This window comes from Puerhibacterium sp. TATVAM-FAB25 (genome assembly GCF_046535855.1).
In the GTDB taxonomy this organism is placed as follows: domain Bacteria; phylum Actinomycetota; class Actinomycetes; order Actinomycetales; family Cellulomonadaceae; genus Puerhibacterium; species Puerhibacterium variabilis_A.
In genome coordinates this window covers 22,245-48,419 of sequence record NZ_JAXUAK010000001.1, presented here as the reverse complement: position 1 = coordinate 48,419, position 26,175 = coordinate 22,245, and the positions used below count along the sequence as shown (strand labels likewise).

Genomic DNA, 26,175 nt, shown 5'->3' with positions numbered 1-26,175 from the left:
TGCACGTGCCGGCGTCGCGACGATCAGCGACCGAACCGGCTCGCCGCCAGCGCCGCGCGCAGCGGTGGATAGCGCCATCGTCGCGCCGCGCGCCGGGCTGACGGCGAACTGGACGACTCGCGCGAAGCGTTGGCCCGAAGCCCCATGCGGGGTTCACCTGCGGACGCGCCGGCACCTCACCCTTGCACCGAGCCCCGACCGGGCGCCGGCTGCGCACGGTGCTCGCGCCCTCGGCCTCGCCGCGGGACGTGGGACGTGCCGGCCGGCTCAGGCGGTCGCGCTGCGGGCGTCGAAGCGGCGGCGGTACTCCGAGGGCGAGGTACCGAAGGCGGCGGCGAAGTTCTGCCGCAGCGTGACGGCGTTGCCGAAACCGCAGGCGGCTGCGACCTGCTCGATCGGCAGGTCGGTGGACTCGAGCAGGCGGCGGGCCTTGTCCAGCCGGCGAGAGCGCACCCAGGCCGCCGGTGTGGCTCCCGTCGAGGCCTGGAAGGTCCGGATGAAGGTGCGCCGGCTCATGTGTGCCACGGCGGCCAGCTGATCGACGGTCAGGGCCTCGTCCAGGTGCAACAGGGCCCACTCCAGCACCCGGGAGATCGGGTCGTCAGCCGGACGCGGCGGCAGCGGACGGTCGACGTACTGCGCCTGCCCGCCCTCGCGGTGCGGGGCGACGACCAGGTGCCTGGCGACCTGGTTGGCGGCGGCGGCGCCGAGGCGGCCACGGACCAGGTGCAGGCACGCGTCGATCGCCGAGGCCGTGCCGGCGGAGGTGAGCACATCGCCGTGGTCGATGTACAGGACCGAGGGATCGATGGCGACGTCGGGATGCCGGGTGGCGAGCGCGGCGGCGGCCGCCCAGTGCGTCACGGCCGCACGCCCCGACAACAGCCCGGCGTCCACGACCGCGACGGCTCCCAGGCAGAGACCGGCGACGGTCGCGCCGCGGGTGTGCGCGCGGTGCAGCGCGCGCCGGAGCACCGGTCCGACAGGACGGTTGTCCGGGTGCCAGGAGGGCACCACCACGACGTCGGCGTCCTCGGCGGCACGTGGTCCACGCACGCCCGACATCCGGTAGCCCTCGGCCGTGCGGATGGACCCTGCCCGGTCGGAGAAGAGAACGGATTCCCAGGTGCCGAGCCCCTGACGAGTGACCTCGTCGAACACGAGCTGCGGGACGGCGAGGTGGAACATCGTCACGCCGTCGAAGGCGTATACGGCGATACGGAGCCGCTCGGTGGAGGTTGGCACGTATCCATCGTAAGCACGCACACGTGCCAATGGTCCAGCGGTCCATCGCCGCCGAGGATCGGTGGGGCGCCCGGCCCGTGGCGCCGATCCCCCAACGAGGAGTACCCACTCATGACCACCCCGCGCCGCGCCCTCGTCCTGGTCGACGTGCAGCAGGAGTACTTCGGCGGCCCGCTGGAGATCCAGTACCCGCCGCACACCGAGTCGCTGCCACAGATCGCCCGCGCGATCGACGCCGCCACCGCCGCGGGCCTCCCTGTCGTCGCGGTTCAGCACACGATGGGCGAGGGTGCGCCGGTCTTCGACCCGACCAAGGCCGGTTTCGAGCTGCACCCGGAGATCGAGGCCCGACGGACCGACGCCTGGAAGTCGATCGTCAAGCAGTACGGCACCGTGTTCGCCGGCACCGACCTGCTTGCCTGGCTGCGCGAGCGCCAGATCGACACCATCACCCTGGTCGGCTACATGACGAACAACTGCATCATCGCCTCGGCCGCCGAGGCCGAGACGCACGGCCTGGCCGCCGAGGTGCTCTCCGATGCCACCGGGGCGATCAACCTCGCCAACGACGCCGGCTTCGCCGACGCCAAGACCGTGCACACCACCCTGCTGACGCTGCTCAACTCCAACTTCGCCGCCGTCGCCGACACCCTCGCCTGGACCGACGCCGTCGCCGCCGGCCAGCCGCTGCCCAAGAGCGACCTCGGCACCTCCGCGGTCATCGGCGCCCAGCGCGCCCAGGGCTGAACCCGCAGGCACCGCGTCCGCCGGCCGATGCTGCGGCCGGCGGACGCGGTGCCGTGAGGGTCGCATCGCGCGACAGCCACCCGTCGAGAGAAGTCAGTGAGGCCGCATGGGAACGCGAGGTGGCACAGAGCGCGCCCGCTGCGCTGTCAGCCGGGCAAACACTCCCGAAGCCGCCACCGCTCGGGGACGGGCGACGGTCGCCACGATCCTCGACGAGGCCATCCGCGCCTTCGGTGAGCTGGGATATCACGGGGCGTCAGTGCGTGGCATCGCTGCACGAGCGGGGGTGTCGCACCCTTCGCTCCTTCGTTACTTCCCGAGCAAGGCGGCCTTGCTCAGGTCCGCACTTGAACACCGCGACGCGCTCGACGACGCAGCGTTCGCCGTCGACCTGGCGCGCGGCGTCGAGTTCGTCGAGGCCTTGGTGGCCGTCATGCAGCGCAACGAGGCCCGCCGCCCATTGGTGGAGGCTCTCGCCGGGTCGGCCGCTCAGGGCGCCGCCCCCGGTCATCCTGCCCATGAGCACATGCGGCGACGCTATGCGCGCCTGGTCGCCCGCATGCACGAGGCACTCCAAGAGCTGGAGCGCGACGACCGGCTCGCTGCTGGAGTAGATCCCAAGGCCGCGGCCCGGGTGATCGTGGCCCTGATGGACGGCTTGCAGGTGCAGTGGCTCTACTCGCTCGACGCCTCAGGGCCGCGACCACTGGACATGGCTGCGCACCTGGGGACCTACCTGCGTCTCGTCACCGAATAGAGATCCCGCCAGGCCCAGTCGGCGCTCAGCCGGCCAGGTCGGTGAGCTCGTAGCCTGCGTTGGCAACCGCGCCGGCCAGATCCCCCGCGGACAGGGGGCCACGCGAGGTGAGGGTCACAGTAGAGACGCCCCCGGCGACCAGTGCCACGTCGACGGCGCGAACGCCCTCGAGTCGAGAGAGCTCGCCCGTGACTGCGCCGACGCAGTGCCCGCATGTCATCCCGCGGACCCCGAGGGTCCTGGTCACGTCGGCCGCGCCGGCAGCCGTCTCCGTGGGCGCGGCAGGCGCTGGGTTCGTGGAGCAGCAGGCACAGCCTCCGCCGGTGGCGTTCACGTCGGTCAGCTGGAGGTTTCGCATGGTCGGGCCTTTCGGATTGGCGGCGCTGCGGCCCGGGACAAACGCCGGCGAGCCGCACGGGGTGGCATGGATACCACCCAGGGGTATACCCTACCGAATCGATACCCCCTAGGGGTACTAATGCCGGGTGTGCCTCACGGGCTCCGGTGCCGTCGAGCCGGGACGACCTCCCGGGTGTCGTGAGGAGTGGGTGTGACCGCAAGGACTGGTCAGCGCGGTGCAGGAGTGCCGCTGCTGGTGATCGCGACCGCGCAGCTGATGCTGGTGCTGGACGACTCGATCGTGAACATCGCGCTGCCGAGCATCCAGCGCGACCTCGACGTGACCGCGGTGCACCTGCCGTGGGTCGTCAACGCCTACATCCTGGCGTTCGGGGCGCTGCTGCTCCTCGGCGGCCGCATCGGCGACCTGTGGGGCCGGCGCGGCGCGCTGCAAGCCGGCATCGCGATCTTCGTCGCCGCCTCATTCGCCGGTGGGCTCGCGCAGACGACCGGCCTGCTCGTCGCGGCCCGCGCGGTCCAGGGCCTCGGCGCGGCGCTGGCCGCACCGAACGCCCTGGCGCTGATCGCCACCACGTTCGCCGACCGCGCCACGCGGGACAAGGCGCTGGCCCTCTACGGGGCCATGTCCGGGCTCGGCATCGTCGTCGGCCTGCTGCTCGGCGGCGTGCTGACCGACACCCTCGGCTGGCGATGGGTGTTCTTCATCAACGTCCCCATCGGCCTGCTCGTCCTGCTCGGCAGCCGCACCCTGGTCGCCGCCGACCGCCACCGCGGCCGCCTCGGCGCACTCGGCGCGGCGCTCGGCACCGGCGGCATGGTCGCCCTCGTCTACGCCATCACCCGGCTCGGCGAGGACGGCTTCACCGACCCGGTCGCCCTGGTCCTGCTCGCCGCGGCGGCCGTGCTGCTGGCCGCCTTCGTGCTGACCCAGGCGCGCAGCGCCAGCCCGCTGCTGCCGCTGGGCCTGTTCCGCGACCGCAACCGGTCCGGCGCCTACGCCACCATGCTGCTGCTGGCCGTCGGCCCGATGGGCACCTTCTACGTCATCACCCTGTACCTCCAGCAGGTCCAGCAGCTCAGCCCCCTGCAGGCCGGCCTCGCGTGGCTGCCGTTCGCGCTCGGCCTCGTGATCGGCGCCGGCGCCGCGCCCAAGCTCCTGGTGCGCCTCGCCCCGCGCCACGTCGCGACCGCCGGGGCGCTGCTCAGCGCCGCCGCCGCGTTCTGGTTCTCCACCATCGGCGTCGAGACCGGTTACTGGACGCACCTGGCCCCGGCCATGCTCGTCCTCGGGCTCGGGTTCGGCCTCGGGGTCATGGCCCTGACCCAGGCGGCCGTCTACCGCGTCGAGCCCGACAAGGCCGGCATCGCCTCCGCCCTGCTGAACACCGCCCAGCAGATCGGCGTCGCCCTCGGCCTGGCCGTGCTCGCAGCCGTCGCGGCCACCATCACGGCAGCACCGGCCAACGCCGCCCTCGGCGCCGAAGCCGGACTGGTGGCCGGGTACAGCACCGCGCTCGTCGTCGCCTCGGCGCTGCTGGTCCTCGCCGGCCTCGTGGCCCTCACCACCCTCAGCGGGCGCGCCACGACCGAGCCCGCCGCGACCGATCCCGCGGCGCCCGTCGGCTGACGTCGCACCCGCCCGCCAGGCACACGCACCAATCCCGGGGTCCGCAGGCCCCACCGGCACCCGAGCCCGCCCAGCAGCGGCACTAGCCGCAGCATGGCAAGCGTCGCGAGCGCCGGCGGTCACCGGCCCCCCACCGTGAACCACGCCGGGACCGGCGCGTCGAGCAGCACGGAGGCGTCACACACGGCCGTGATCGCGGCCACGGACGATGCCGACGAACAACAGGGCTGCGCGCGACTGCGCGGACGTACTCCTTGCGAGCTCTCCGATCGATACACCGGCGCGGGGAGGGTCAGGGTCGCGCACGTCGACCAGCCGACCGACGACCCGAGCCGGGAGCATCAGGGCAACCTGGGATCTCCACCCGGGTCCTGCCCGCCATCGCGTGGCGCGTTACGGGACGACGCGACACGGAACAAGCTCGCCGGTTCGCAACGGGCCCGTGCGGCGCGCGGACCACGCCAGGACCGGTCGCTGATGCAGAAGACGAGGGGTCCGTACGGGTTGCGGGCCTCACGCCGTCAACGTCCCGCACGCCCGGCGTCGCGCCCGGCTCCTCAGCGCCGGGCTCAGCGAGTCGCCAGCCACCAGGCCAGCGCGATCAGCGCGGCGCTGCCGAACGGTGCGGTGAGGGCTGCGACGAGCGTGGCGCCGCGCCTACGGGGCGCCTCCTCGGGCACGGCGAACGGTGACGTCACCGTGTCGCCGGCCAGCGCTGCCGGGCGGAGGTTCCATGCGTTCGCCACCAGGACGCCGAGCACCCCGGCGACCAGCACCGGCAGCGCGGGCAGCGTGAGCGCCTGGTGGCCACCCAGCACGAGCTGGGGCGAGACGACGACGGCGATACCCGCCATCGCGATGCACCATGCGCGCACGGGGTGCGCCACGACGACGCGCAGGACCGGGCCGCTGTGTCGGACGGTCAAGAGCACCGCGACGACGCCGAGCACGAGCGCGAGCAGCGTGCCCCAGCTCAGCGTGAGCACCTGGCCGCCGGTGACGGCAGGCGTCGCGGTGACCGCGGCCATGATGCCGCCGAGCGAGACAACGCCAGGGACGAAGGCCCTCACCATCGATCGCAGGCTCAGCTCTTCGACCTGCTCCAGCTCGAGGCTACGGGCGTAGGCGACCGGATCACCGAAGACCGCCGCGGCTCGTTCGCCGCTGTCCGCACAGTGCGACTCGACCTCCGCGAGCGCGGGGCCGATGTCGGCGCCACCGACACCCTGGATCCGCAGCTCGAGAAGGAACGACTCCGCCCGTTCGGGCTCGACGTGCGGCGCGATGCTCTGCTCCAGCTCGTACCGGCGCTCCTGTGCCTGCTGCCGCAGTCGCGTGATCAGCGGTGTCCTCCCCTGTCGTGAGCGTCGGTGGCCGCCGGGTCTTCGTTCGCTGTGGTGGGCGCGGCACCGGCGGGCCGGGCGGCATGCGCCACGAACCTGCTCGTGACGCGCGCGAACGCCAGCCACTGCGCGGAGCGCTCGTGCAGAGCCGCGCGGCCGGTGTCCGTGAGCTCGTAGTACTTGCGCCCGGGGCCGCCCTCGCCCGCACGCCAGGCCGTGCTCACCCAGCCGGAGCCCTCGAACCGCTTGAGCAGCGGGTAGAGCGTTCCGCCCTTGACCGTCCCGAGCTCACCGTCGGCCAGCGCAGCCGTGATGGCGTAGCCGTACGTCGGCCCGTCGGCCAGCACCCGCAGCACGCAGACCTCGAGGACGCCGCGCAACCAGTCGCTCGGCCACGGGGGCGTCTCGTCCACGGTTTAGTCTGTTACACCTACTAGATAGAAAGCCAAGGCTCTTGGCGGCCCCTAGGACTGATGGCTATGGCGGCGCACCAGGACTGTTGGTCGGTAACCTTCGGGCACCCGGGCAGCGCCGATGCCTCTGACCGGCGGTTCTTCGTCGACGACCGTGGCCTCGCGAGGGTCGGTGGCCAGGGATGCCGGGCACCACGTCTGAAGCCGGTCCGCCTCGCTGGTCAACACCTCGGCGAGGCCCCCTCCGTCGGCCGCCAGCGCTCGTCTGCCACGCGGCAGGTCCCGCGCCTCGCGGCCGACCACCCGTGGGCGCGCACCGTGTCCCAGCGGGCGGCGGGCGGACCGCCGATGTAGCGGATCGACGTGTGGCCGAGCTCGATCAGGTGCTGGGTCGCGGCGTAGGCGCCCGCCCAGTGTGCCCGCCGCTGAACCTGGCGCCGTGACCGACGACGTCGGCGCCGCCGCGGAGTGGTTCGTTACGTACACCGTGGCGGCGCATCGAGGAGCTGATGGTCAAGGGCCGCGCGCACCCCTACCGCGGCGGCGAGCGGGTGTGGGTCAAGGTAAAGCATCGCCGCACCCTGGACGTGGTGTGCGCCGCGGTGATCGGCACCCGGACCGGGCCTACGTGGGCACGCCTCGGCGGCGCCAGCGTGTCTACCGCCCCTTGCCGGTGAGGCCTGCAGCGACAAGGGCCGCGATCGCTACACATAGCGGCCCGTAATACCGGCGGTCCAAGTCGACGAATCTGTCCGAAGGCGCCCACGGCACCAGGCTGCGAGTAGAGCCACTGAGCCCGGCCACTCCCCTGACCGCGAACGCCCCAGCGATGCAGGCCCGCCCGGCTCGCCCGCGCAGTCCGCCGGCTCTCGTCGCGACGACTGCCGCGGCCCCAGCGAGCACGGCCGCGACCGTGAAGCATGCACCCGAGCCAGGGAACTCCGAGGTGCCGGCCACGAGGTCAGCGAGTTCGCGACGGTCCCGCGCCGGCCATGACGATCCAGTGCCCCAAAGGACGTGCAGCGCGGACGCCCCAGCGATTAAGGCGGCCCCCGCTGAAGGCAGAGCTTGCCGTCCGTCGGCCCGAGCCTGCGTTCGCTGATCCATGGCGGCTCCTTCGTGTCGTTAAGGCTTGGTGTTGCACTCGGTCGCGCGCAGCTGTCCTGCGCCATGGTCAGTCCTACCGCTCGTGCAGGGGATGGCTCCCTCGGTCGCCGCAGGCGGTGACCCTGCCGCTGGAGACGTTGGCGACCTGTATCACGTCCAGCTCGGCGGCGTCGATCGGCATCGGGGCTTGGGGTGGCCGCTTGAGCCGCTTGACCCCTACGACCGGGTTGCGGTCGATCGCCTCCAGCCGCAGGGCCAGCCCCATGACCAGGCTGACGATCTTCCAGGAGTGGACCGCGCGGGCGTAGCTGAACTGCCGCTGACGCTTCAGGTAGCGGTCGACCCGTCCCACGGTGATCTCGCGCAGGCGCAGGTGCTCGAATGCCGGAAGCACCAGGTGCCTGACCTCCCATTCGTAGCGCTGGCGCGAGCTGGGGGCGAGCTCGCCCTCGGCGTCGAGGTCGGCCAGCCAGTAGGCGACCATCTCGAGGAACGTGGTGTCGCCGGTGATCTCGCCCGTGGCCGACATCCGCCGGTCGACGGCCGTGATCCTCTCCTTCAGCCGGCGCGTGGCCTCGGCGGTGCTCGATCCGGCGGCACGCAGCTGGCGACGACGGCCGTCCTCGTCGCGGAGCCACACCTTGGCCACGGTGCGGCCTCGGCCGGCGGGCTCGGTCCAGATGTCGCCGAACGTGCCGACCGGCACCCGAGGCCTAGGCACGCGGGCTCACCGCCCGGCCGGTGGCGTGCCCGGCTCGCTCTCGCGAATCGTGGCCAGCCATTCCTGCACGTCCGACAGGGCGAACTTCAGGTGCCGTCCCACCCGGAGCGCACGCGGGCCTTTGCCTTCGGTGCGCCAGCGGTCGATGGTCACCACCGGGACGCCGACGTAGTCCGCCAGCGTCTCGATGCTCAGTAGCGGCTCGAGGCCGGCGACGGTCGGCTGCGGGTTCGGGGTACCGCTCGTGGGCGTGCTGTGACTGTCCATGCCATCCAGGTGGACATGCCACGCCTGACTGACGCGCGACCTTGCGCGAGGCTGCGAGCCGACACCCGCTGACCGCCGTATCGATCCCGGTCAGACCCGGTTTTGAGGGGGGGTCTTGGTTGGGTTTTGGTTGAGTTGGCCATCCCAGATAGACCTCAGGCCTGGCGAGACACCGTCTCACCAGGCCTTGTGGTCGGGCTGACAGGATTTGAACCTGCGACCCCTTGACCCCCAGTCAAGTGCGCTACCAAGCTGCGCCACAGCCCGATCGGCCGCCGTGACCGGCGAGCCGTCGTGGCCCCGCAGGGCCGACAGGAATACTACCCCACGTCACAGGCCCGCCGAGACCACGCCCCGGCGCGCGCCGTGCTCCGCGGCGAGCATCGCGTAGACCACCTCGGTGGACCAGACGCCGTCGGCGGGCCGCACGTCGTTCTCCACCAGGCGCGCCTCCAGCCGCATGCCGAGGCGCTGCGCGAGCCGCACGGAGGCGGTGTTCTGCTCGTCGATGCGGGCGAAGGCCCGGTGGAACCCGTAGCGTCCGAACGCCAGGTCGAGCAGCGCCCGCGCCGCCTCCGTGGCGTAGCCGTGCCCGGTCACGTCGGGGTGGAAGGCGTAGCCGACCTCGACCTGGCCGGCGCCGTCGGCCCACTTGAGCAGCAGCTCGCCCACCGCGGGCCCGCCGTCGTCGGCCACCACGGCGAGCACGAGCACGTCCCCCGGCCCCGCGAACGGACCGGCGGCCCAGCGCGCCAGCCGCTCCCGCGCGACCTCCGGCGTCCACGGGTCCTGGTACATGTAGCGCACGACGAGCGGCTGCGAGCGCCAGGCCAGGAACGCGTCGGCGTCGTCGGGCCCGGCGGGCCGCAGGACGAGCCGGGGCGTGCGCACGGGCCAGGTGGCCTCGACGGCGGGCGCGGTGGTCACGTGCCCAGCCTCCCGGTCGTCCCCGGCGCCGTCAACGGTCCTGCCGCGGGACGCCGTCGGCGTCCTGCCGCGGGACGCCGTCGGCGTCCTGGGCCGCCGGGACCGCCGAGCCGTCCGGCGCCTCCGCCTGCTCGCGCGCCCGCTGCGCGCCGTCGCGCAGCACGACCTCGAGCAGCCCGAAGGCCACGAGGTCGACGACGAGGCCGGCCACCGCGGCCCACTCCAGGGCGCGGAACACGAACGGCTGCGAGACGAGCAGGCTGACCAGCACGGCGCGGCGCATCCACACGGCCCCCTGCACCGAGGCGGTGCGGCCGGCCACGATCGCGAGCACGGCGCACACCACGGTCCCGGCGACGCCGGCGAGCACGACCACGCCCACCCAGGGCACGACGTCGATGGTCCGGCCCAGCACGCCGATCCCGACCGCCACGGCCTGGGCGGCCACGAGCACGACGGCGGCGCTCACGACGTACCGGGCCCAGGGCCGGGCGACGGCGGCGCGCAGCGTCGCGTCGAGGCGCAGCACGAGCGCGTGCACCGGGTCCGGCACGGCGACGTCGTCGTGCGGCACGGCCGCCAGCACCCGCCGCAGCTCGGTCGCGCCCGGCTCGCCGTCGCTGCGCTGCAGCAGGTCCTCGACCTCGGCACGGCCGGCGTCGGTGAGGCCGCCGGCGACGCCGGCCGCCAGCCGGTCGGCGGCGACGGCCAGGTACTCGGCCGGCTGGTGCGCGCGCCGGCCGTGCACCAGCTCCATGACGAGCACGAGCGCCACGACGACGACGTAGATCATCGCGGCGGTCGGGGCGAAGAAGTAGTCGTTGTCGGCGGTGACGAACTTGCCGATCTCGTCGACGAACAGCCCGAAGCCCACGCCGCCCAGCACGGAGGCCAGCGGCCGCAGGGTGGGCCCGACGTAGCTGAGCAGCAGCACGACCGCCAGGGCCATGAGCAGCCCGCCCCACAGCACGTGGGCCACGTGCAGCCCGCCCCCGCCGAGCTGCGGGAACCCGGCCAGCGCGAGGAACGCGCGGGTGAGCAGCACGGTGGCCACGGTCGCGACCAGGAACGCCACGACGTGGCGCACGGCGGCGGTGTCGCGGACCACCCCCGCGCGCAGCAGCCGGTCGCGCGCCACGAGCGCCGCGTGGTGGACGCTCGGGTGGTGGTGGGCACGGTGGTCGGCGCCGCCGTGACCGCCGGGGCGTCCGGCGGCGTGGGCCCCGGAGGGCGCACCGGGCCGGGCGGGACCGGCGGCCGGGGCGGCTGTCCGCTCCCCCGGCCGCTCGGCGGCCCGCCTGCCCGGCGTGCTCACCGGCGGCGCTTCTCCCGCACGCGCACGCTGATCTCGATCGGCGTGCCCTCGAAGCCGAACGTCTCGCGCAGGCGCCGCTCGATGAACCGGCGGTACTGCGCCTCGATGAAGCCCGTGGCGAAGACGACGAACCGCGGCGGGCGGGTCGAGGCCTGGGTGGCGAACAGGATGCGCGGCTGCTTGCCGCCGCGCAGCGGGTGCGGGTGGGCGGCCACGAGCTCGCCGAGGAACGCGTTGAGGCGCCCGGTGGGGATGCGGGTGTCCCACGAGTCGAGCGCGGTCTCCAGCGCGCGCACGAGGCGGTCGGTGTGCCAGCCGGTGCGGGCCGAGACGTTGATGCGCGGCGCCCACTGGAGCTGGACGAGCTCCTTCTCGAACTCCCGCTCGAGGTAGGGCCGGCGGTCATCGTCCATGAGGTCCCACTTGTTGTAGGCGATGACCAGGGCGCGCCCGGCGTCGACCACCTGCTGCAGCACGCGGGTGTCCTGCTCGGTGAGCGGCTCCGACGCGTCGAGCAGCACGACGGCGACCTCGGCCTTCTCGATCGCCGCCTGGGTGCGCAGCGAGGCGTAGAAGTCGGCGCCGGACGTCTGGTGCACGCGACGGCGGATGCCGGCGGTGTCGACGAACCAGTACGGCACGCCCTTGATCGCGACCAGCTCGTCGACCGGGTCGCGGGTGGTGCCGGCCAGCTCGTCGACGACGACGCGCTCGGCGCCGGCGAGCTTGTTCAGCAGCGAGGACTTGCCGACGTTCGGGCGGCCGACCAGCGCGACGCGGCGCGGGCCGGTCGGGCGGAGCTCGCCGTGCGCGGAGGTCTCCGGCAGCACGGCCATGGCGGCGTCCAGCAGGTCGCCCACGCCGCGCCCGTGCAGCGCCGAGATCGGGAACGGCTCGCCCAGGCCCAGGCTCCACAGGTAGGCGGCGTCCGCCTCGCCCGAGGGTCCGTCGACCTTGTTCGCGGCGAGCACCACCGGCTTGCCGGCGCGGCGCAGCAGCGCCACCACCCGCTCGTCGGTCGCGGTGGCGCCCACCGTGGCGTCGACCACGAAGACGACGGCGTCGGCGAGCGCGACGGCCACCTCGGCCTGCACCGCGACCTTGGACTCGATGCCCGCGACGTCGACCTCCCAGCCGCCGGTGTCCACGAGCGTGAAGTCGCGCCCGGCCCACTCGGCCGGGTAGCTCACGCGGTCGCGGGTGACGCCGGGCTTGTCCTCCACCACGGCCTCGCGGCGGCCGAGCACGCGGTTGACCAGCGTGGACTTGCCGACGTTGGGGCGGCCGATGATCGCCAGGACGGGCAGCGGCGCCTCGCCGGGCGCCTCCTCGCCGGCGTCCCAGTCGCCGTCGAGCAGCGCGCGGTCGGCCTCGTCGAGCTCGAACTCCTCGAGGCCGGCGCGCAGCGCGCGCTCGCGCGCCTCGTCGTCGCCGTCCGCCAGGGGCGCGTCGGTCACGACGGGCTCGCCGACGGCGAGGTCCTCGTCGGCGGCGGTGTGGTCGTCGGGGGTTGCCATGCGGACCATTCTCCCAGGCTCCGGGACCCGCGGCGCACCAGGTCGCGCCCGTGCGCGCCGGTCAGCGCGCGCGGGTGCCGGTGACCTGCGCGACGACGTCGAGGAGCGCGTCGACCGTCTGGTCGAAGTCGAGGTCGGAGGAGTCGACGGTGACGACGCCGTCGGCGGCCACCGAGAACTGGCTCACGGTGGAGTCGTCCCGGTCGCGGCGGACCACCTGGTCGCGGGTGGCGGCCACGGCCGCGGCGTCGGCGGCGCCGTGCACCTCGAGCGACCGGCGGCGCAGCCGCGCCTCCTCGCTGGCGGTGAGCAGCACGCGCACGTCGGCGTCCGGGGCGACGACCGTGGTGATGTCGCGGCCCTCGGCCACGACGCCGGCGCCGCCGGCCCAGCCCGCGTCGGTCGTCTCGAGCTCGATGATCTCGCGCTGCAGGCGGCGCAGCTCGGCGCGCACGTCGAGGTTGGTGGCCACCTTGGACACCTCGGTGGAGACCTCGGTGGTGCGGATGTCCGCGCCGACGTCCTGGCCGTCGAGGTGCACGGTCGGCCCCTGCGGGTCCAGGCCCATGACCAGCGGCATCACGCGCACGGCGCGGGCGACGGCGGTGGTGTCGGCGAGGTCGACCCCGCGCCGGGTGCACCACAGGGTCGCGGCCCGGTACATCGCCCCGGTGTCGAGGAACGCCAGGCCGAGGCGCCGGGCGACGGCCTTGGACACGCTGGACTTGCCGGAGCCGGACGGCCCGTCGACGGCGATGACGACCACTGGAGCTACTCCTCGGGGTACGGGTGGGGTGCGGGTGGGGTGCGGGTGGGGTGCGGGTACGGCTGCTGGTGCGGGGGCTGCGGGGGGCGGCTGGTGCGGGGGCTGCGAGGGGGCGGCGCTCAGGCGCGCGGCGCGGCGGGGCGGGCGGCCGTCACAGGTCGACGGCGGACATGAGGCTGCCGAGCTCGGTGCGGCCCAGCACCCGGGTGGTGCCGGGGCGCAGGTTGCCGAGCCGGACGGGCCCGATCTGCGTGCGGACCAGGCGCAGCACGGGGTGCCCGACGGCGTCCAGCATGCGGCGCACGATGCGGTTGCGCCCCTCGTGCAGCACGACCTCGATCATGGTGCGGTCGCCGAGCGCCTGGACGATCTTGACCTTGTCCATCACGGCCGGGCCGTCCTCGAGCTCCACGCCGCGCAGCAGCTCCTTGACCACGCGCGGGTAGACCTCTCCGCCGCCGACGGTCACCAGGTAGGTCTTGGCGATCTCGTAGCGCGGGTGGGCGAGCCGGTTGGCGAGCTCGCCGTCGTTGGTCAGCAGCAGCAGGCCCTCGCTGTCGGTGTCGAGGCGCCCGACGTGGAAGAGGCGCTCCGAGCGGTCGGCGACGAGGTCGGCCACGGTGGGCCGACCCTGCGGGTCGCTCATCGTGGAGACCACGCCGTGCGGCTTGTTCAGCGCCAGCGTGATCTTGTCGGTGTCGGTCTGCACCCGCATGCCGTCGACGTGCACGACGCTGCGCGCGGGGTCCACCCGCAGGCCGAGCTCCATGACGATCTGCCCGTCGACGGTCACGCGCCCGTCGGCGATGAGCTCCTCGGCCTTGCGGCGCGAGCCGAACCCGGCGGTGGCGAGCACCTTCTGCAGGCGCACGCCGTCGGGCACGTGCACGTCCTTCGGCTCGGGGGGCGTCGGCCGCGACCGGCGGGCGGGCTGCTTGGGGGGCTGGTTGGCGGGCACGGGTCGATTCTCTCAGGCTCGCGGGCCCTCGCGTGCCGGGGACGGCCGGGCCCGAGCTCAGCGCTCGGCGCCGAGGTCCTCCAGCGCGTCCAGGCCGGGCAGGTGGGGCGCCAGCGGCGGGAGCTCGTCGAGGGAGGTCCAGCCCATGCGGTCCAGGAACTCGCCGGTCGTGCCGAACAGGGCCGCGCCGGTCAGCGGGTCCTGCCCGGTCTCGGCCACCAGACCCCGCGCCAGCAGCGTGCGGACCACGCCGTCGACGTTGACGCCGCGCACCGCCGAGACCTGCCCGCGGGTGACGGGCTGGCGGTAGGCGATCACGGCGAGCGTCTCGAGCGCCGCCTGGCTCAGCCGCGCCGTCTGCCCGTCCCGCACCAGGCGGGCGACGACGTCCTGCTGCGCCCGGGCGGAGTAGACCCGCCAGCCCGTGGCACCCTCGCGCAGCTCGAACCCGCGCGGCCGGCCGCCGGTCTCGCCGCGGTACTCCGCCGCGAGGCCGGCCAGCAGCGCGCGCACCTCGTGCGCGGGCAGCCCGACGACGGCGGCGAGCCGCTCGGCGGGCACGGGGCCCTCGGCGACCATGAGCAGCGCCTCCAGCGCCGCCTCGGCCCCGCCCGGCAGGTCGGCGACGTCGACCTCCGGCGCGCCCTCCGGGACACCGGCCTCGGGGGTGCCCGTGCCCGCCACGCCGTCGGCGATACGGTCCTCGCTCATGCCTCACCCTCCTGCAGGGCGGCGGCCGGCACGGCCGCGGGCGCCCCGTCGAACTCCTCGAACCGTCCGAGCCCGTCGAGCCCGGCGAGTCCCGTGCCGGCGGCGTCCCCAGGCTCCTCGTCGGTGCCGGTCCAGCGCACCGTCAGCTCGCCGAGCGCCGCCGCCTGCTCGAACGCCACCTGCCCGGAGCGGAACAGCTCCAGCAGGGCCAGGAACCGGGCGACGACCACGAGCCGCTCCTCGCCCGCCGCGAGCGCCCGGAACGTCAGCGCGTGCTCCCGCCGCAGCCGCCCGACGACGATCGCGGCCTGCTCGCGCACGCTCACGGCGGGGGCGTGCAGGTGGTCGAGCGCGACGACGGGCGGCGCCTGGGGCGTCAGGGCGCGCGCGGCCAGCCGCGCGAGCCTGTCGCCGTCGAGCGTCCACACCAGCTCGGGCAGCAGGGCCGCGAGCTCGGGCTCGAGCGGCACCGACCGGGGCGTGCGCCGGCCCTCCGTGGCGAGCCGCCGGGCGAGCACCGCGGCGACCTCCTTGTAGGCGCGGTACTGCAGCAGCCGGGCGAAGAGGAGGTCGCGCGCCTCGAGCAGCTCGAGGTCCTCGGCGTCCTCCTCCACCGCCCCGGGCAGCAGCCGCGCGGCCTTGAGGTCCAGCAGGGTGGCGGCGACCACGAGGAACTCGCTGGCCGTGCCGAGGTCCCACGAGGGGTGCTCCTCGCCGCGGGAGCGGGCGGCGCGCGCCGCGTCCTCCGCCGCGCGGATGTGGGCCACGAAGTCGTCGGTGACGGCGGCCAGCGCCACCTCGGTGACGTCGAGCTCGCGCTTGGTGATCAGGCTCAGCAGCAGGTCGAACGGCCCGCTGAAGTTCTCGAGGCGGACCTCGAACGGCCCGCCGGGCCTCGCCTCAGGCGGCGTCGCCACGCGCCACGAGCTCCCGGGCCAGCTGCCGGTAGGCCGCAGCGCCCGGGTGGTTCGGGGCGTAGGCGGTGATCGGCTCCGCGGCCACGGACGCGTCGGGGAACTTCACGGTGCGCCCGATGACGGTGTGCAGCAGCGTGTCGCCGAACGCCTCGTGCACGCGGGCCACGACCTCGCGCGAGTGCAGGGTGCGCGAGTCGTACATGGTCGGCAGGATGCCGTCGATCTCCAGCGTCGGGTTGAGCCGGTCGCGCACCTTCTCGATGGTCTCGATGAGCAGCGCGACGCCGCGCAGCGCGAAGAACTCGCACTCCAGCGGGATCATCACGCCGTGCGCGGCGGTCAGCGCGTTGACGGTCAGCAGGCCGAGGGACGGCTGGCAGTCGACGAGGATCACGTCGTACTCGTCGAGCGCCGGGCGCAGGGCGCGGGCGAGCACCGACTCGCGCGCCACCTCGCCGACGAGCTGCACCTCGGCCGCCGAGAGGTCGATGTTGGCGGGCACCACGTCGAGGTTGGCCACGTTCGTCGGCACGACGACGTCCTGCAGCTGCACGCTGCGGTCCATGAGCAGGTTGTAGACCGTCAGGTCGAGCTCGTGCGGGTTGACCCCGACGCCGACCGAGGCGGCGCCCTGGGGGTCGAAGTCCACCAGCAGCACGCGGCGGCCGTACTCGGCCAGCGCGGCCCCGAGGTTGATGGTCGTGGTCGTCTTGCCGACCCCGCCCTTCTGGTTGCACATCGCGATGATGCGCGCGGGGCCGTGCCCGGCCAGCGGTGCCGGCACCGGGAACTCGGGCAGCGGGCGTCCCACCACGTCGGTGGCCACCTCGTCGGCCCCGGCCGTCGCGAACAGCGTGTCGTTCCCCAGTCCCTCGGTCACGACGGTCACGGTACCTCAGCGGCGAGCCGTCCCGACGGGGCACGACCGGCGCGCCGCGGCGTGGACGCACCGCCGGCGACCGCGCCCGCCCGTCACCGGCGCGCGGGCCTGTGCACCGACCTGCGCACCGACCTGCGCACCGACCTGCGCACCGACCTGCGCGCGGACCTCAGAGGGCGCGCGGGTGCGCCGCGGCGTAGACCTCGCGCAGCGTGTCCGGCGTGACCATCGTGTAGATCTGCGTCGTCGTGACCGACGCGTGCCCGAGCAGCTCCTGGACCACGCGGACGTCGGCCCCACCCTGCAGCAGGTGGGTGGCGAACGAGTGCCGCAGCGTGTGCGGCGAGACGTGGTCGCGCAGCCCGGCGCGCTGCGCCGCCGCCTGCAGCACCGCCCAGGCCGACTGCCGCGACAGGCGCCGCCCCCGGGTGTTGAGGAACAGCGCCGGCGTCCCCGTGCCGGCCGTGGCCAGCGGACCGCGCGCCCGGACCAGGTAGGCGTCGAGCGCCGCCCGCGCGTACGACCCCACGGGGACGACGCGCTCCTTGTCGCCCTTGCCACGCAGCCGCACCGCCTCGGCGGCGGAGTCGCCCGGCGCGGCGCCGAGCCACGCCAGCGCGTCGACGTCGAGCCCGACCACCTCGCTGATGCGCCCGCCGGTCGAGTAGAGCAGCTCGAGCAGCGCGCGGTCGCGCAGCGGCACGGGCCCCTCCCCCTGCCCGGCGGCCTCGAGCAGGCGCCCGACGGCGTCGACGCTCAGCGCGTGCGGCAGGCGGCGCAGCTGGGTGGGGGCGCGCACGTCGGCGGCGGGGTCGTCGGCGGTCAGGCCCTCGGCGTGCGCGAAGCGGTGCCAGCCGCGCACGGCGGCCAGCGCGCGGGCGGCCGACGCCGCCGACAGGGGCGCACCGCCGTCGCTCCCCTCGCGCACGGCGGTGAGGAACGCGGCGACGTCGTCCTCGCGGACGGTGCCCAGGGAGGCGCGCCCGGCGACCTCGAGGTGGCGCACGTAGCGGCCCAGGTCGCGCCGGTAGGCGGCGGTGGTGTTGGCGGACAGGCCCCGCTCGACGCGCAGGTGCGCCAGGTAGTCGTCGAGCGCCGCCTCGAGGGGGCCGCTGGTGACGACGGCTGCGGAGCTCACCGGGCCATGATGCCCGGCCGCGGTCCGCGGGCCGCGGCGCCTCGCCGGGGAGAGACGCAACCGCCGGCGGCCCCGAGCGGGACCGCCGGCGGCGCGTCGGCGACGGGAGCCCGGAGGGGGCTCAGAAGGGCAGGAACACGTCGACCGCCACGGCGACGAACAGGATCGTCAGGTAGGTGATCGAGTCGTGGAAGACGCTCATGCCCATCTTGCCCGCCTTGGGCCGGCCGGCCCGGGCGTGCTGCAGCATGCGCACGGCCTTCCAGCCGAACCAGAGGTTCACGCCCACGGCGACGACGGTGTAGACCCACGTCATGCCGGCGAGCGGGACCAGCGCCAGGGAGCACGCCGCCATCGCGACGGTGTAGACGACCATCTCGACCGCCACGCGCCGGTCGCTGGCCACCACGGGCAGCATGGGCACGCCGGCCTTGGCGTAGTCCGCCTTGAACTTCACCGACAGCGGCCAGTAGTGCGGCGGGGTCCAGAAGAAGATGACGCCGAACAGCGCGAGCGCCGGCCAGTCCAGCCCGCCGGTGACCGCGGCCCAGCCGATGAACACCGGCATGCAGCCGGCGATGCCGCCCCACACGATGTTCTGCGGCGTGCGCCGCTTGAGGATCATCGTGTAGCCGACGACGTAGATCGCGATGGCCGCGAAGGCCAGCCACGCCGAGGCGAGGTTGACCAGCAGCGCGAACCACAGCAGGGCGACGAGGCCGAGCACCGTGGCGAAGACCAGCGCCGCCCGCGGGGTGACCTCGCCGGTGACGAGCGGACGCCGCTTGGTGCGGTTCATCTGCGCGTCGATGTCCCGGTCCAGGTACATGTTGAACGCGTTGGCGCTGCCGGCCGCGATGGCGCCGCCCACCAAGGTCTGCAGCACCAGCACGATCGGCGGCAGGCCGTCCGCGGCGAGGAACATCGTGGGGATCGTCGTCACCAGCAGCAGCTCGATGATCCGCGGCTTGGTCAGGGCGACGTACGCCCCGACGCGGTCCCGCAGGCGGCCCGCGCCCGGGGTCGAGCGCGGCGCGGGGTCCGGCTCCGCGCCGTGCGTGCCGCGCGCCTCTCGGGTCGCCGCCGTCAGGGGACGGGCGGTCCCCTCGGTCGTCGTCTGGCTCGTGCTCACGCGCGTCGGTGTTCCGTTCTCCGCAGGGCTGTGGCCGCCGCCGGCGACCCGTGACGGCCCGCTCGGGCCAGGACGCGACCGGCGGTCTCGTCGTGCGCCCGGCGCCGCAGGACGCACGGGGCTCCGCCCCATCGTACGTCCGCCACGCCCGGCGGTCAGTCCGCGTGGCGGCCGTCCACGGTGTGAGAAATGTCCGGGATCCGGCCCTCTCCCCCGGACGTTGACCTGGGACGGCGCCCTGTGCGCGGGTGCCCCGCCGGTCCCGGCGGGGCACGGCCGGACGCCACGCCGGCCCCACCTGGTGGGACGACCGAGGCGTCCACGAGGCCGTGGATATACGCTGGACGTGCAACCGCCTGCACCGACGGCGCGAGCCACCTGCGACATCACGCGGGCATGCCGCCGTCCGGACCTGCGCGTTGGCACTCGGATCTGGCTAGCAGCACACGACCCCGGGGCCAGTTCCCCCGGGCAGGAATGAGGCATATTCGTGAGCACGTTCGACCCCGCCCTGACGCCGCTCGAGTGGAGCGAGCTCGACGACCGCGCGGTGAAGTCCATCAAGGCCCTCGCCGCCGACGCCGTCGAGAAGGTCGGCAACGGCCACCCGGGCACGGCGATCTCCCTGGCTCCGGCCGCGTACCTGCTCTTCCAGAAGACCATGCGCCACGACCCGGCCGACGAGCACTGGGTCGGGCGCGACCGCTTCGTGCTGTCGGCCGGCCACTCGTCGCTGACGATCTACCTCCAGCTGTTCCTGGCCGGCTACGGCCTGGAGATGGAGGACATCGCGGCGCTGCGCACCTGGGGCTCCAAGACCCCGGGCCACCCGGAGTACAAGCACACCGCGGGCGTCGAGATCACCACCGGCCCGCTCGGCCAGGGCCTCGCCTCGGCCGTCGGCATGGCGTTCGCCGCCCGCCGCGAGCGCGGCCTGCTCGACCCGGAGACCCCGGCCGGCGAGTCGCCGTTCGACCACCACGTCTACGTGATCGCCTCCGACGGCGACCTCGAGGAGGGCGTGACCTCCGAGGCGTCCTCGCTCGCCGGCCACCAGCAGCTGGGCAACCTCGTCGTCATCTGGGACGACAACAAGATCTCGATCGAGGACGACACCGACATCGCGTTCAGCGAGGACGTCCTCAAGCGCTACGAGGCCTACGGCTGGCACACCCAGCGCGTCGACTGGACCGAGGGCGGCACCGGCTACGGCGAGGACGTGGACGCGCTCGCGGCCGCCCTCGACGCCGCCAAGGCGGAGACGGGCAAGCCGTCGATCATCGCCCTGCGCACCATCATCGGCTGGCCGTCGCCGACCAAGCAGAACACCGGCGGCATCCACGGCTCCGCCATGGGCGCCGACGAGATCAAGGGTCTCAAGGAGATCCTCGGCCTCGACCCCGAGAAGTCGTTCCACATCGACGACGAGGTGCTCGCCTACACCCGCGACGTCGCCGGTCGCCAGTCCGCCCAGCGCGAGGCCTGGGAGCAGGCCTTCTCCGCGTGGTCGTCGGCCAACCCCGAGCGCGCCGCCCTGCTCGAGCGCCTCAGCAAGCGCCAGCTCCCCGAGGGCTGGGAGGCCGAGCTGCCCGTCTTCGAGGCCAGCGAGAAGGGCACCGCGACCCGCGCCGCCTCCGGCAAGGTCCTCACCGCCCTCAAGGACGTGCTGCCCGAGCTGTGGGGCGGCTCCGCCGACCTGGCCGGCTCGAACAACACCACGATGGACGGCGAGCCGTCGTTCGTCCCGGCCGAGCACGCCACCAAGAAGTTCCCGGGCCACGAGTTCGGCCGCACGCTGCACTTCGGCATCCGTGAGCACGCCATGGGCTCGATCCTCAACGGCATCGTGCTGCACGGCCTGACCCGCCCGTACGGCGGCACGTTCCTGCAGTTCTCCGACTACATGCGCGCCGCCGTGCGTCTCGCCGCGCTCATGGAGATCCCGTCGACGTTCGTCTGGACGCACGACTCGATCGGCCTCGGCGAGGACGGCCCGACCCACCAGCCGGTCGAGCACCTGGCCGCGCTGCGCGCCATCCCCGGCCTCGACATCGTCCGCCCGGCCGACGCCAACGAGACCGCCTGGGCCTGGCGCGGGATCCTGGAGAACACGGACAACCCGGCCGGCCTGATCCTCACCCGCCAGAACGTGCCGACGTTCCCGCGCGGCACCGACGGCTTCGCCGGCGCCGAGGGCACCCTCAAGGGCGCCTACACGCTGCTCGACACCGAGGGCACGCCCGACGTGATCCTCATCGGCACCGGCTCCGAGGTGCAGCTCGCCGTCGAGGCGCGCGAGGCCCTGGCCGCCGAGGGCGTGGCCGCCCGCGTCGTCTCGATGCCCAGCCGCGAGTGGTTCGACAAGCAGGACGACGAGTACCGCGAGTCGGTGCTCCCGGCGGCCGTCAAGGCCCGCGTGTCGGTCGAGGCGGGCGTCCGCCAGGGCTGGCGCGAGATCGTCGGCGACGCCGGCCGCAGCGTCTCCCTCGAGCACTACGGCGCCTCCGCCGACTACAAGAAGCTGTACCAGGAGTTCGGCATCACCGCCGAGGCCGTGGCCGCCGCCGCGCGCGAGTCCATCGCCGCGGCCGGGTCGGCCGCCCCGGGCGCGGCGCCCGCGCCGCAGACCGGCGGCACCGGCGACCAGCTCTGAGGCACGCGGGCGGGCCGCCGGGACGCACCCCGGCGGCCCGCCCGTCGCCCCGGCGGCACCGCCGCACTCCCCGAGCCCGCCACGAAGGAGGTCTGGTCCCATGACCGACACCACCCCCACCACCGACGACACCACGCGCCCGACGCGCCGCCTCTCCGAGGCCGGCGTGTCCATCTGGCTCGACGACCTGTCCCGCGAGCGCCTCGACACGGGCAACCTCGCGCAGCTCGTCGCCGAGAAGGACGTGGTCGGCGTCACCACCAACCCGACGATCTTCGCCTCGGCCCTCGCCAAGGGGAACGCCTACGACGCCACGCTGTCCGCGCTGGCCGGCACCGACGTCGAGGCCGCCGTCGAGAAGATCACGACCGACGACGTGCGCGACGCCGCCGACGTGCTGCGGCCCGTCTACGACGCCACCGGCACCGTCGACGGCCGCGTGTCGATCGAGGTCGACCCGCGCCTGGCGCGCGACGCCGACGCCACGATCGCCACGGCCAAGCGCCTGTGGGCCACGATCGACCGGCCCAACGTCATGATCAAGATCCCCGCGACGGAGCAGGCCCTGCCCGCCATCACCGCCGTGCTCGGCGCGGGCATCAGCGTCAACGTCACGCTGATCTTCTCGATCGAGCGCTACCGCGCCGTGATGGACGCGTTCCTCGCGGGCCTGGAGCAGGCGCGGGCGAACGGCCACGACCTGGCCCCCATCGGCTCGGTCGCGTCCTTCTTCGTCTCGCGCGTGGACGCCTCGGTCGACGCCGCCCTCACGAAGATCGGCACCGACGAGGCGCTGGAGCTGCGCGGCAAGGCGGCCATCGCCAACGCCCGCCTGGCGTACGCCGCCTACCAGGAGGTCTTCTCCTCCGAGCGCTGGCAGGCCCTGGCCGCGGCCGGCGCCCAGCCGCAGCGCCCCCTGTGGGCCTCGACGGGCGTGAAGAACCCCGAGTACCGCGACACCCTGTACGTCGACGAGCTCGTCGTGGCCGGCGTGGTCAACACCATGCCGCAGGCCACGCTCGACGCGTTCGCCGACCACGGCATCGTGATCGGCGACACGGTCTCCGGCACGGCCGAGGAGGCCGCCGCCACCGTCGCCGCGATCGAGAAGCTCGGCATCTCGATCCACGACGTCACCCGCACCCTCGAGGAGGAGGGCGTGCAGAAGTTCGAGGTGAGCTGGGACGAGCTGCTCACCACGACCAAGACGGGCCTCGACGCCGCCGGCGCCTGACCCCTCCCGTGCGGGCCCCGCTCCCCGGCGGGGCCCGCACGCCTTCCACCCCTCCATGACATCCACGAGGAGAGACGGGGACCTTGAGACCGGCAAAGATCACGGCGGAGCACAACCCGCTGCGTGACCCCCTCGACCTGCGCCTGCCGCGCATCGCCGGGCCCAGCGGCCTGGTGATCTTCGGCGTGACGGGCGACCTGTCGCGCAAGAAGCTCATGCCCGCGGTGTACGACCTGGCCAACCGCGGCCTGCTGCCGCCCGGCTTCGCGCTGACGGGCTTCGCCCGGCGCGACTGGGCGGACCAGGACTTCGCCGAGATCGTGCACGACGCCGTCAAGCAGCACGCCCGCACCCCGTTCCGGGAGTCCACCTGGCGCCAGCTCGCCGAGGGCATCCGGTTCGTGCAGGGCTCGTTCGACGACGACGACGCGTTCGACCGGCTGCGCCAGACCGTCGAGAAGCTCGACGAGGAGCGCGGCACGAACGGCAACCACGCCTTCTACCTGTCCGTGCCGCCGAGCGCCTTCCCGGTCGTGTGCCGCCAGCTCCAGGAGCACGGGCTGTCCACGCCGCAGGAGGGCGCCTGGCGCCGCGTCGTCATCGAGAAGCCGTTCGGCCACGACCTGGAGTCGGCGCGCGAGCTCGACGCCGTCGTCTCGGAGGTCTTCCCCGAGGACTCGGTGTTCCGCATCGACCACTACCTGGGCAAGGAGACCGTCCAGAACCTGCTGGCGCTGCGGTTCGCCAACCAGATGTTCGAGCCCATCTGGAACGCCAACTACGTCGACCACGTCCAGATCACCATGGCCGAGGACATCGGCATCGGCGGCCGGGCGAGCTACTACGACGGCATCGGCGCGGCGCGCGACGTCATCCAGAACCACCTGCTGCAGCTCCTCGCCCTCGTGGCGATGGAGGAGCCGGTGAACTTCGACGCCCAGGCGCTGCGCGCGGAGAAGATCAAGGCGCTGTCGTCCGTGCGCCTGCCGCGCGACCTCGGCAAGCACACCGCCCGCGGCCAGTACACGGCGGCATGGCAGGGCGGCGAGAAGGTCGTCGGCTTCCTGGAGGAGGAGGGCTTCAACCCGAACTCCACCACCGAGACCTACGCCGCGGTGCGCCTGGACGTCGACAACCGCCGCTGGGCGGGCGTCCCGTTCTACCTGCGCACGGGCAAGCGCCTCGGCCGCCGCGTGACCGAGGTCGCCGTCGTGTTCAAGAAGGCGCCGCACCTGCCATTCGAGAGCTCGCTCACCTCCGACCTCGGCAACAACGCCCTGGTCATCCGCGTGCAGCCCGACGAGGGCGTCACCATGCGGTTCGGCGCCAAGGTGCCGGGCACCGCCATGGAGGTGCGCGACGTGACCATGGACTTCGGCTACGGCCACGCCTTCACCGAGTCCTCCCCCGAGGCGTACGAGCGACTCATCCTCGACGTGCTGCTCGGCGACCCGCCGCTGTTCCCGACGCGCGAGGAGGTCGAGCTCTCCTGGAAGATCCTCGACCCGATCACCGCGTACTGGGCGCAGCACGGCAAGCCCGAGCCGTACCCCGCCGGTACCTGGGGGCCGGCGTCCGCGAACGAGATGATGGCCCGCGACGGGCGTGCCTGGAGGCGACCGTGATCATCGACATGCCCGAGACCACCACGACGGCGGTCGACAAGCGCCTCGTCCGGCTGCGGGACGAGGGCGGCGCCGTGGCCCTGGGCCGCGTGCTCACGCTCGTCGTGGTCGCGGACGCCGAGGACGTCGAGATGGCCGTGGACGCGGCCAACGACGCCAGCCGCGAGCACCCCTGCCGCGTCATCGTCCTCGCCGCCGCCGGCGGCCCGGACGACGAGCCGCGGCTCGACGCGCAGATCCGCGTCGGCGGCGACGCCGGCGCCTCCGAGGTGGTCGTCCTGCGCACCTCCGGCCCGCTGCAGGACGAGCCGGACTCCGTGGTCATGCCGCTGCTGCTGCCCGACGCCCCGATCGTCGTGTGGTGGCCGCGCGAGGCGCCCGAGGTGCCCTCGGCCGACCGCGTGGGCCGCATGGCCCAGCGCCGCGTGACCGACTCGATCATGTCCGCCGACCCGGAAGCGATGATCCGCCGCCTGGCGCAGAACTATGCCGAGGGCGACACGGACCTGGCGTGGGCGCGCGTGACGCTGTGGCGCGGCCTGCTCGCGGCGGCGCTGGAGCAGCCGCCGTACGAGCCGGTCACCGAGGTCGTCGTGGAGGGCGAGAAGGGCCACACCTCGCTCGACCTGCTGGCCGCGTGGCTCGGCAGCCGCCTGCACTGCCCGGCGCGCATCGTGCACCACGAGGGCGCCAAGGCGATCACCAAGGTGACGCTGCAGCGCAAGGCGGGCACCGTCGTGCTCGACCGCCCGGACGGGCGCGTCGTGACGATCCGCCAGACCGGCACGCCCGACCGGCGCATCGCGCTGCCGATCCGCAAGCTCGACGAGGCCCTCATCGAGGAGCTGCGGCGCCTCGACCCGGACGAGATCTTCGAGGAGGTCCTCACCAAGGGCCTCCCGCTGCTCGACGCCGGGGAGCAGGCCGAGACGGTGCCGGCATGACCGGCGCCGCCGTGGCCCCGGGGACGACGACGGCGGGCCGCCGGCTCGTCGTCGTCCACCCGGACGCCGAGGTCCTCGCCCAGGCGGCCGCCGCCCGGCTGCTGACGCGCGTCCTCGACGTGCAGTCGGTGCGCCGGCCGGTGCACGTGGTCCTCACCGGCGGCACGGTCGGCATCCGCACGCTCGCGGCGGCGGCGGCGAGCCCGCTCGTCGCCGCGGTCGACTGGTCCGGCGTCCACCTGTGGTGGGGCGACGAGCGGTTCGTGCCGGCCGGGCACGCCGACCGCAACGAGACGCAGGCGCGCGAGGCGCTGCTGGACGCCCTCGTCGCGGAGCACGGCCTGCCCGAGGCCAACGTGCACGCGATGGCCGGGCCCGACCGCGCCGACTCCCCCGAGGAGTCCGCGGCCGCCTACGCCGCCGAGCTCGCGGCCGTGGCCGACCCGGCTACGGGCGACCTGCAGGTGCCCGCCTTCGACGTGCTCCTGCTCGGCATGGGCCCCGACGGCCACGTCGCGTCGCTCTTCCCGGGGCACGCCGCCCTGGCGGCGGGCGGTGCGACGGTGGGCGTGCACGGCTCCCCCAAGCCGCCGCCGGAGCGGGTCTCGCTCACGTTCGACGCCATCCGGGCCGCCCGGGAGGTGTGGGTCGTGGCCGCCGGCGCCGAGAAGGCCGAGCGGGCCGCCGCCGCGCTGGCGGACCAGCCCGTCGACGAGGTCCCGGCCGCGGGCGTGCACGGCACCGAGCGCACGCTGTGGTTGCTCGACACCGCGGCGGCGGACGCCCCGTGACGGACGCCTGACCGGCGACTGGCCGGCGACTGGCCGGCGACTGGCCGGCGACTGGTCGGTACCCGTCCAGGGCCCGGCCG

25 protein-coding genes, 1 tRNA gene and 1 pseudogene are annotated in these 26,175 nt (G+C 74.1%); 9 read left to right on the top strand and 18 right to left on the bottom strand.

Going from position 1 to position 26,175, the window contains the following annotated elements; all coding sequences use genetic code 11:
• Window positions 1–267: 267 nt before the first annotated feature.
• Entirely contained in the window at window positions 268–1,245 is a 978-nt protein-coding gene (locus U5M74_RS00230; RefSeq protein WP_410905032.1) for a GlxA family transcriptional regulator, read from the bottom strand.
• Between the two features lie 111 nt (window positions 1,246–1,356).
• Here U5M74_RS00230 and U5M74_RS00225 point away from each other — a divergent pair, with 111 nt between their 5' ends.
• The 3 genes and pseudogenes from U5M74_RS00225 to U5M74_RS00215 all read left to right on the top strand — a co-directional run bounded on the left by U5M74_RS00225 (window position 1,357) and on the right by U5M74_RS00215 (window position 2,749).
• Complete coding sequence (locus U5M74_RS00225) at window positions 1,357–1,992, top strand: isochorismatase family protein (RefSeq protein ID WP_410905031.1); 636 nt, start codon at window positions 1,357–1,359, stop codon at window positions 1,990–1,992.
• 106 nt (window positions 1,993–2,098) lie between these two features.
• A pseudogene (locus U5M74_RS00220) lies at window positions 2,099–2,323 on the top strand (helix-turn-helix domain-containing protein); the annotation flags it as partial.
• Window positions 2,324–2,749 carry a TetR family transcriptional regulator C-terminal domain-containing protein gene (locus tag U5M74_RS00215; RefSeq protein WP_410905755.1) on the top strand — a complete coding sequence of 142 codons (426 nt, stop codon included), beginning with the start codon at window positions 2,324–2,326 and terminating at the stop codon, window positions 2,747–2,749.
• Window positions 2,750–2,774: 25 nt separating this feature from the next.
• Here the strand turns inward: U5M74_RS00215 and U5M74_RS00210 are convergent, their stop codons facing one another.
• Window positions 2,775–2,969: a heavy-metal-associated domain-containing protein gene (locus U5M74_RS00210; RefSeq protein WP_410905754.1), complete on the bottom strand. Its 195-nt coding sequence runs from the start codon at window positions 2,967–2,969 to the stop codon at window positions 2,775–2,777.
• Between the two features lie 330 nt (window positions 2,970–3,299).
• On the opposite strand from U5M74_RS00210, the gene U5M74_RS00205 reads away from it, so the two are divergent.
• On the top strand, window positions 3,300–4,736 hold the full coding sequence (locus U5M74_RS00205; RefSeq protein ID WP_410905029.1) for an MFS transporter: 1,437 nt from the start codon (window positions 3,300–3,302) through the stop codon (window positions 4,734–4,736).
• Window positions 4,737–5,305: 569 nt separating this feature from the next.
• Here the strand turns inward: U5M74_RS00205 and U5M74_RS00200 are convergent.
• From U5M74_RS00200 to U5M74_RS00125, 16 genes are all read right to left on the bottom strand, one after another.
• The gene (locus U5M74_RS00200; protein WP_410905027.1) at window positions 5,306–5,809 is read right to left on the bottom strand and encodes a hypothetical protein; all 504 of its coding nucleotides are present in this window, start codon (window positions 5,807–5,809) and stop codon (window positions 5,306–5,308) included.
• Window positions 5,810–6,075: 266 nt separating this feature from the next.
• Window positions 6,076–6,492 carry a PadR family transcriptional regulator gene (locus U5M74_RS00195; RefSeq protein WP_410905025.1) on the bottom strand — a complete coding sequence of 139 codons (417 nt, stop codon included), beginning with the start codon at window positions 6,490–6,492 and terminating at the stop codon, window positions 6,076–6,078.
• A gap of 657 nt (window positions 6,493–7,149) precedes the next feature.
• On the bottom strand, window positions 7,150–7,599 hold the full coding sequence (locus tag U5M74_RS00190; protein ID WP_410905023.1) for a DUF3995 domain-containing protein: 450 nt from the start codon (window positions 7,597–7,599) through the stop codon (window positions 7,150–7,152).
• A gap of 73 nt (window positions 7,600–7,672) precedes the next feature.
• Window positions 7,673–8,320 (bottom strand): hypothetical protein, encoded by a 648-nt coding sequence (locus U5M74_RS00185; protein WP_410905021.1) that lies wholly within the window; start codon window positions 8,318–8,320, stop codon window positions 7,673–7,675.
• 6 nt (window positions 8,321–8,326) lie between these two features.
• Window positions 8,327–8,587 (bottom strand): helix-turn-helix transcriptional regulator, encoded by a 261-nt coding sequence (locus U5M74_RS00180; RefSeq protein ID WP_410905019.1) that lies wholly within the window; start codon window positions 8,585–8,587, stop codon window positions 8,327–8,329.
• Window positions 8,588–8,777: 190 nt separating this feature from the next.
• A tRNA-Pro gene (locus U5M74_RS00175) sits at window positions 8,778–8,854 on the bottom strand.
• A gap of 63 nt (window positions 8,855–8,917) precedes the next feature.
• Entirely contained in the window at window positions 8,918–9,514 is a 597-nt protein-coding gene (locus U5M74_RS00170; RefSeq protein WP_410905018.1) for a GNAT family N-acetyltransferase, read from the bottom strand.
• Between the two features lie 31 nt (window positions 9,515–9,545).
• Window positions 9,546–10,829 carry a hypothetical protein gene (locus U5M74_RS00165; RefSeq protein WP_410905016.1) on the bottom strand — a complete coding sequence of 428 codons (1,284 nt, stop codon included), beginning with the start codon at window positions 10,827–10,829 and terminating at the stop codon, window positions 9,546–9,548.
• Window positions 10,826–12,346, bottom strand: coding sequence for a ribosome biogenesis GTPase Der (der, locus tag U5M74_RS00160; RefSeq protein WP_410905014.1), 1,521 nt, complete (start codon window positions 12,344–12,346; stop codon window positions 10,826–10,828). Before der ends, U5M74_RS00165 begins: the two co-directional genes overlap by 4 nt.
• A gap of 61 nt (window positions 12,347–12,407) precedes the next feature.
• Window positions 12,408–13,112 carry a (d)CMP kinase gene (gene cmk / locus U5M74_RS00155; protein WP_410905012.1) on the bottom strand — a complete coding sequence of 235 codons (705 nt, stop codon included), beginning with the start codon at window positions 13,110–13,112 and terminating at the stop codon, window positions 12,408–12,410.
• A gap of 151 nt (window positions 13,113–13,263) precedes the next feature.
• Window positions 13,264–13,995: a pseudouridine synthase gene (locus U5M74_RS00150; protein ID WP_410905752.1), complete on the bottom strand. Its 732-nt coding sequence runs from the start codon at window positions 13,993–13,995 to the stop codon at window positions 13,264–13,266.
• 132 nt (window positions 13,996–14,127) lie between these two features.
• Entirely contained in the window at window positions 14,128–14,781 is a 654-nt protein-coding gene (gene scpB / locus U5M74_RS00145) for an SMC-Scp complex subunit ScpB (RefSeq protein ID WP_410905010.1), read from the bottom strand.
• Window positions 14,778–15,698, bottom strand: coding sequence for a segregation and condensation protein A (locus tag U5M74_RS00140; protein ID WP_410905008.1), 921 nt, complete (start codon window positions 15,696–15,698; stop codon window positions 14,778–14,780). The genes scpB and U5M74_RS00140 overlap by 4 nt, the downstream gene beginning before the upstream one ends.
• On the bottom strand, window positions 15,682–16,578 hold the full coding sequence (locus tag U5M74_RS00135) for a ParA family protein (RefSeq protein WP_410905006.1): 897 nt from the start codon (window positions 16,576–16,578) through the stop codon (window positions 15,682–15,684). The genes U5M74_RS00140 and U5M74_RS00135 overlap by 17 nt, the downstream gene beginning before the upstream one ends.
• A 169-nt stretch (window positions 16,579–16,747) precedes the next feature.
• Window positions 16,748–17,716, bottom strand: coding sequence for a site-specific tyrosine recombinase XerD (locus U5M74_RS00130; protein WP_410905004.1), 969 nt, complete (start codon window positions 17,714–17,716; stop codon window positions 16,748–16,750).
• Window positions 17,717–17,837: 121 nt separating this feature from the next.
• Complete coding sequence (locus U5M74_RS00125) at window positions 17,838–18,848, bottom strand: heme o synthase (RefSeq protein WP_410905002.1); 1,011 nt, start codon at window positions 18,846–18,848, stop codon at window positions 17,838–17,840.
• A gap of 490 nt (window positions 18,849–19,338) precedes the next feature.
• Here U5M74_RS00125 and tkt point away from each other — a divergent pair, with 490 nt between their 5' ends.
• The 5 genes from tkt (at window position 19,339) to pgl (ending at window position 26,095) form a co-directional block, all read left to right on the top strand.
• On the top strand, window positions 19,339–21,501 hold the full coding sequence (gene tkt / locus U5M74_RS00120; RefSeq protein WP_410905001.1) for a transketolase: 2,163 nt from the start codon (window positions 19,339–19,341) through the stop codon (window positions 21,499–21,501).
• Between the two features lie 100 nt (window positions 21,502–21,601).
• On the top strand, window positions 21,602–22,735 hold the full coding sequence (gene tal, locus U5M74_RS00115) for a transaldolase (protein ID WP_410904999.1): 1,134 nt from the start codon (window positions 21,602–21,604) through the stop codon (window positions 22,733–22,735).
• Between the two features lie 83 nt (window positions 22,736–22,818).
• Window positions 22,819–24,360, top strand: a complete 1,542-nt coding sequence (gene zwf, locus U5M74_RS00110; RefSeq protein WP_410904998.1) for a glucose-6-phosphate dehydrogenase — start codon at window positions 22,819–22,821, stop codon at window positions 24,358–24,360.
• Window positions 24,357–25,304: a glucose-6-phosphate dehydrogenase assembly protein OpcA gene (gene opcA, locus U5M74_RS00105; RefSeq protein WP_410904996.1), complete on the top strand. Its 948-nt coding sequence runs from the start codon at window positions 24,357–24,359 to the stop codon at window positions 25,302–25,304. Before zwf ends, opcA begins: the two co-directional genes overlap by 4 nt.
• Window positions 25,301–26,095, top strand: coding sequence for a 6-phosphogluconolactonase (gene pgl, locus U5M74_RS00100; RefSeq protein ID WP_410904994.1), 795 nt, complete (start codon window positions 25,301–25,303; stop codon window positions 26,093–26,095). The genes opcA and pgl overlap by 4 nt, the downstream gene beginning before the upstream one ends.
• The last annotated feature ends 80 nt before the right edge of the window (window positions 26,096–26,175 follow it).

Bases quoted from the DNA above. Each gene is read 5' to 3' on its own strand.
- der (WP_410905014.1), bottom strand. From the start codon at position 12,346: ATGGCAACCCCCGACGACCACACCGCCGCCGACGAGGACCTCGCCGTC.
- scpB (WP_410905010.1), bottom strand. From the start codon at position 14,781: ATGAGCGAGGACCGTATCGCCGACGGCGTGGCGGGCACGGGCACCCCC.
- U5M74_RS00200 (WP_410905027.1), bottom strand. From the start codon at position 5,809: ATGGTGAGGGCCTTCGTCCCTGGCGTTGTCTCGCTCGGCGGCATCATG.
- U5M74_RS00180 (WP_410905019.1), bottom strand. From the start codon at position 8,587: ATGGACAGTCACAGCACGCCCACGAGCGGTACCCCGAACCCGCAGCCG.
- U5M74_RS00225 (WP_410905031.1), top strand. From the start codon at position 1,357: ATGACCACCCCGCGCCGCGCCCTCGTCCTGGTCGACGTGCAGCAGGAG.
- U5M74_RS00190 (WP_410905023.1), bottom strand. From the start codon at position 7,599: ATGGATCAGCGAACGCAGGCTCGGGCCGACGGACGGCAAGCTCTGCCT.
- pgl (WP_410904994.1), top strand. From the start codon at position 25,301: ATGACCGGCGCCGCCGTGGCCCCGGGGACGACGACGGCGGGCCGCCGG.
- U5M74_RS00210 (WP_410905754.1), bottom strand. From the start codon at position 2,969: ATGACATGCGGGCACTGCGTCGGCGCAGTCACGGGCGAGCTCTCTCGA.
- tal (WP_410904999.1), top strand. From the start codon at position 21,602: ATGACCGACACCACCCCCACCACCGACGACACCACGCGCCCGACGCGC.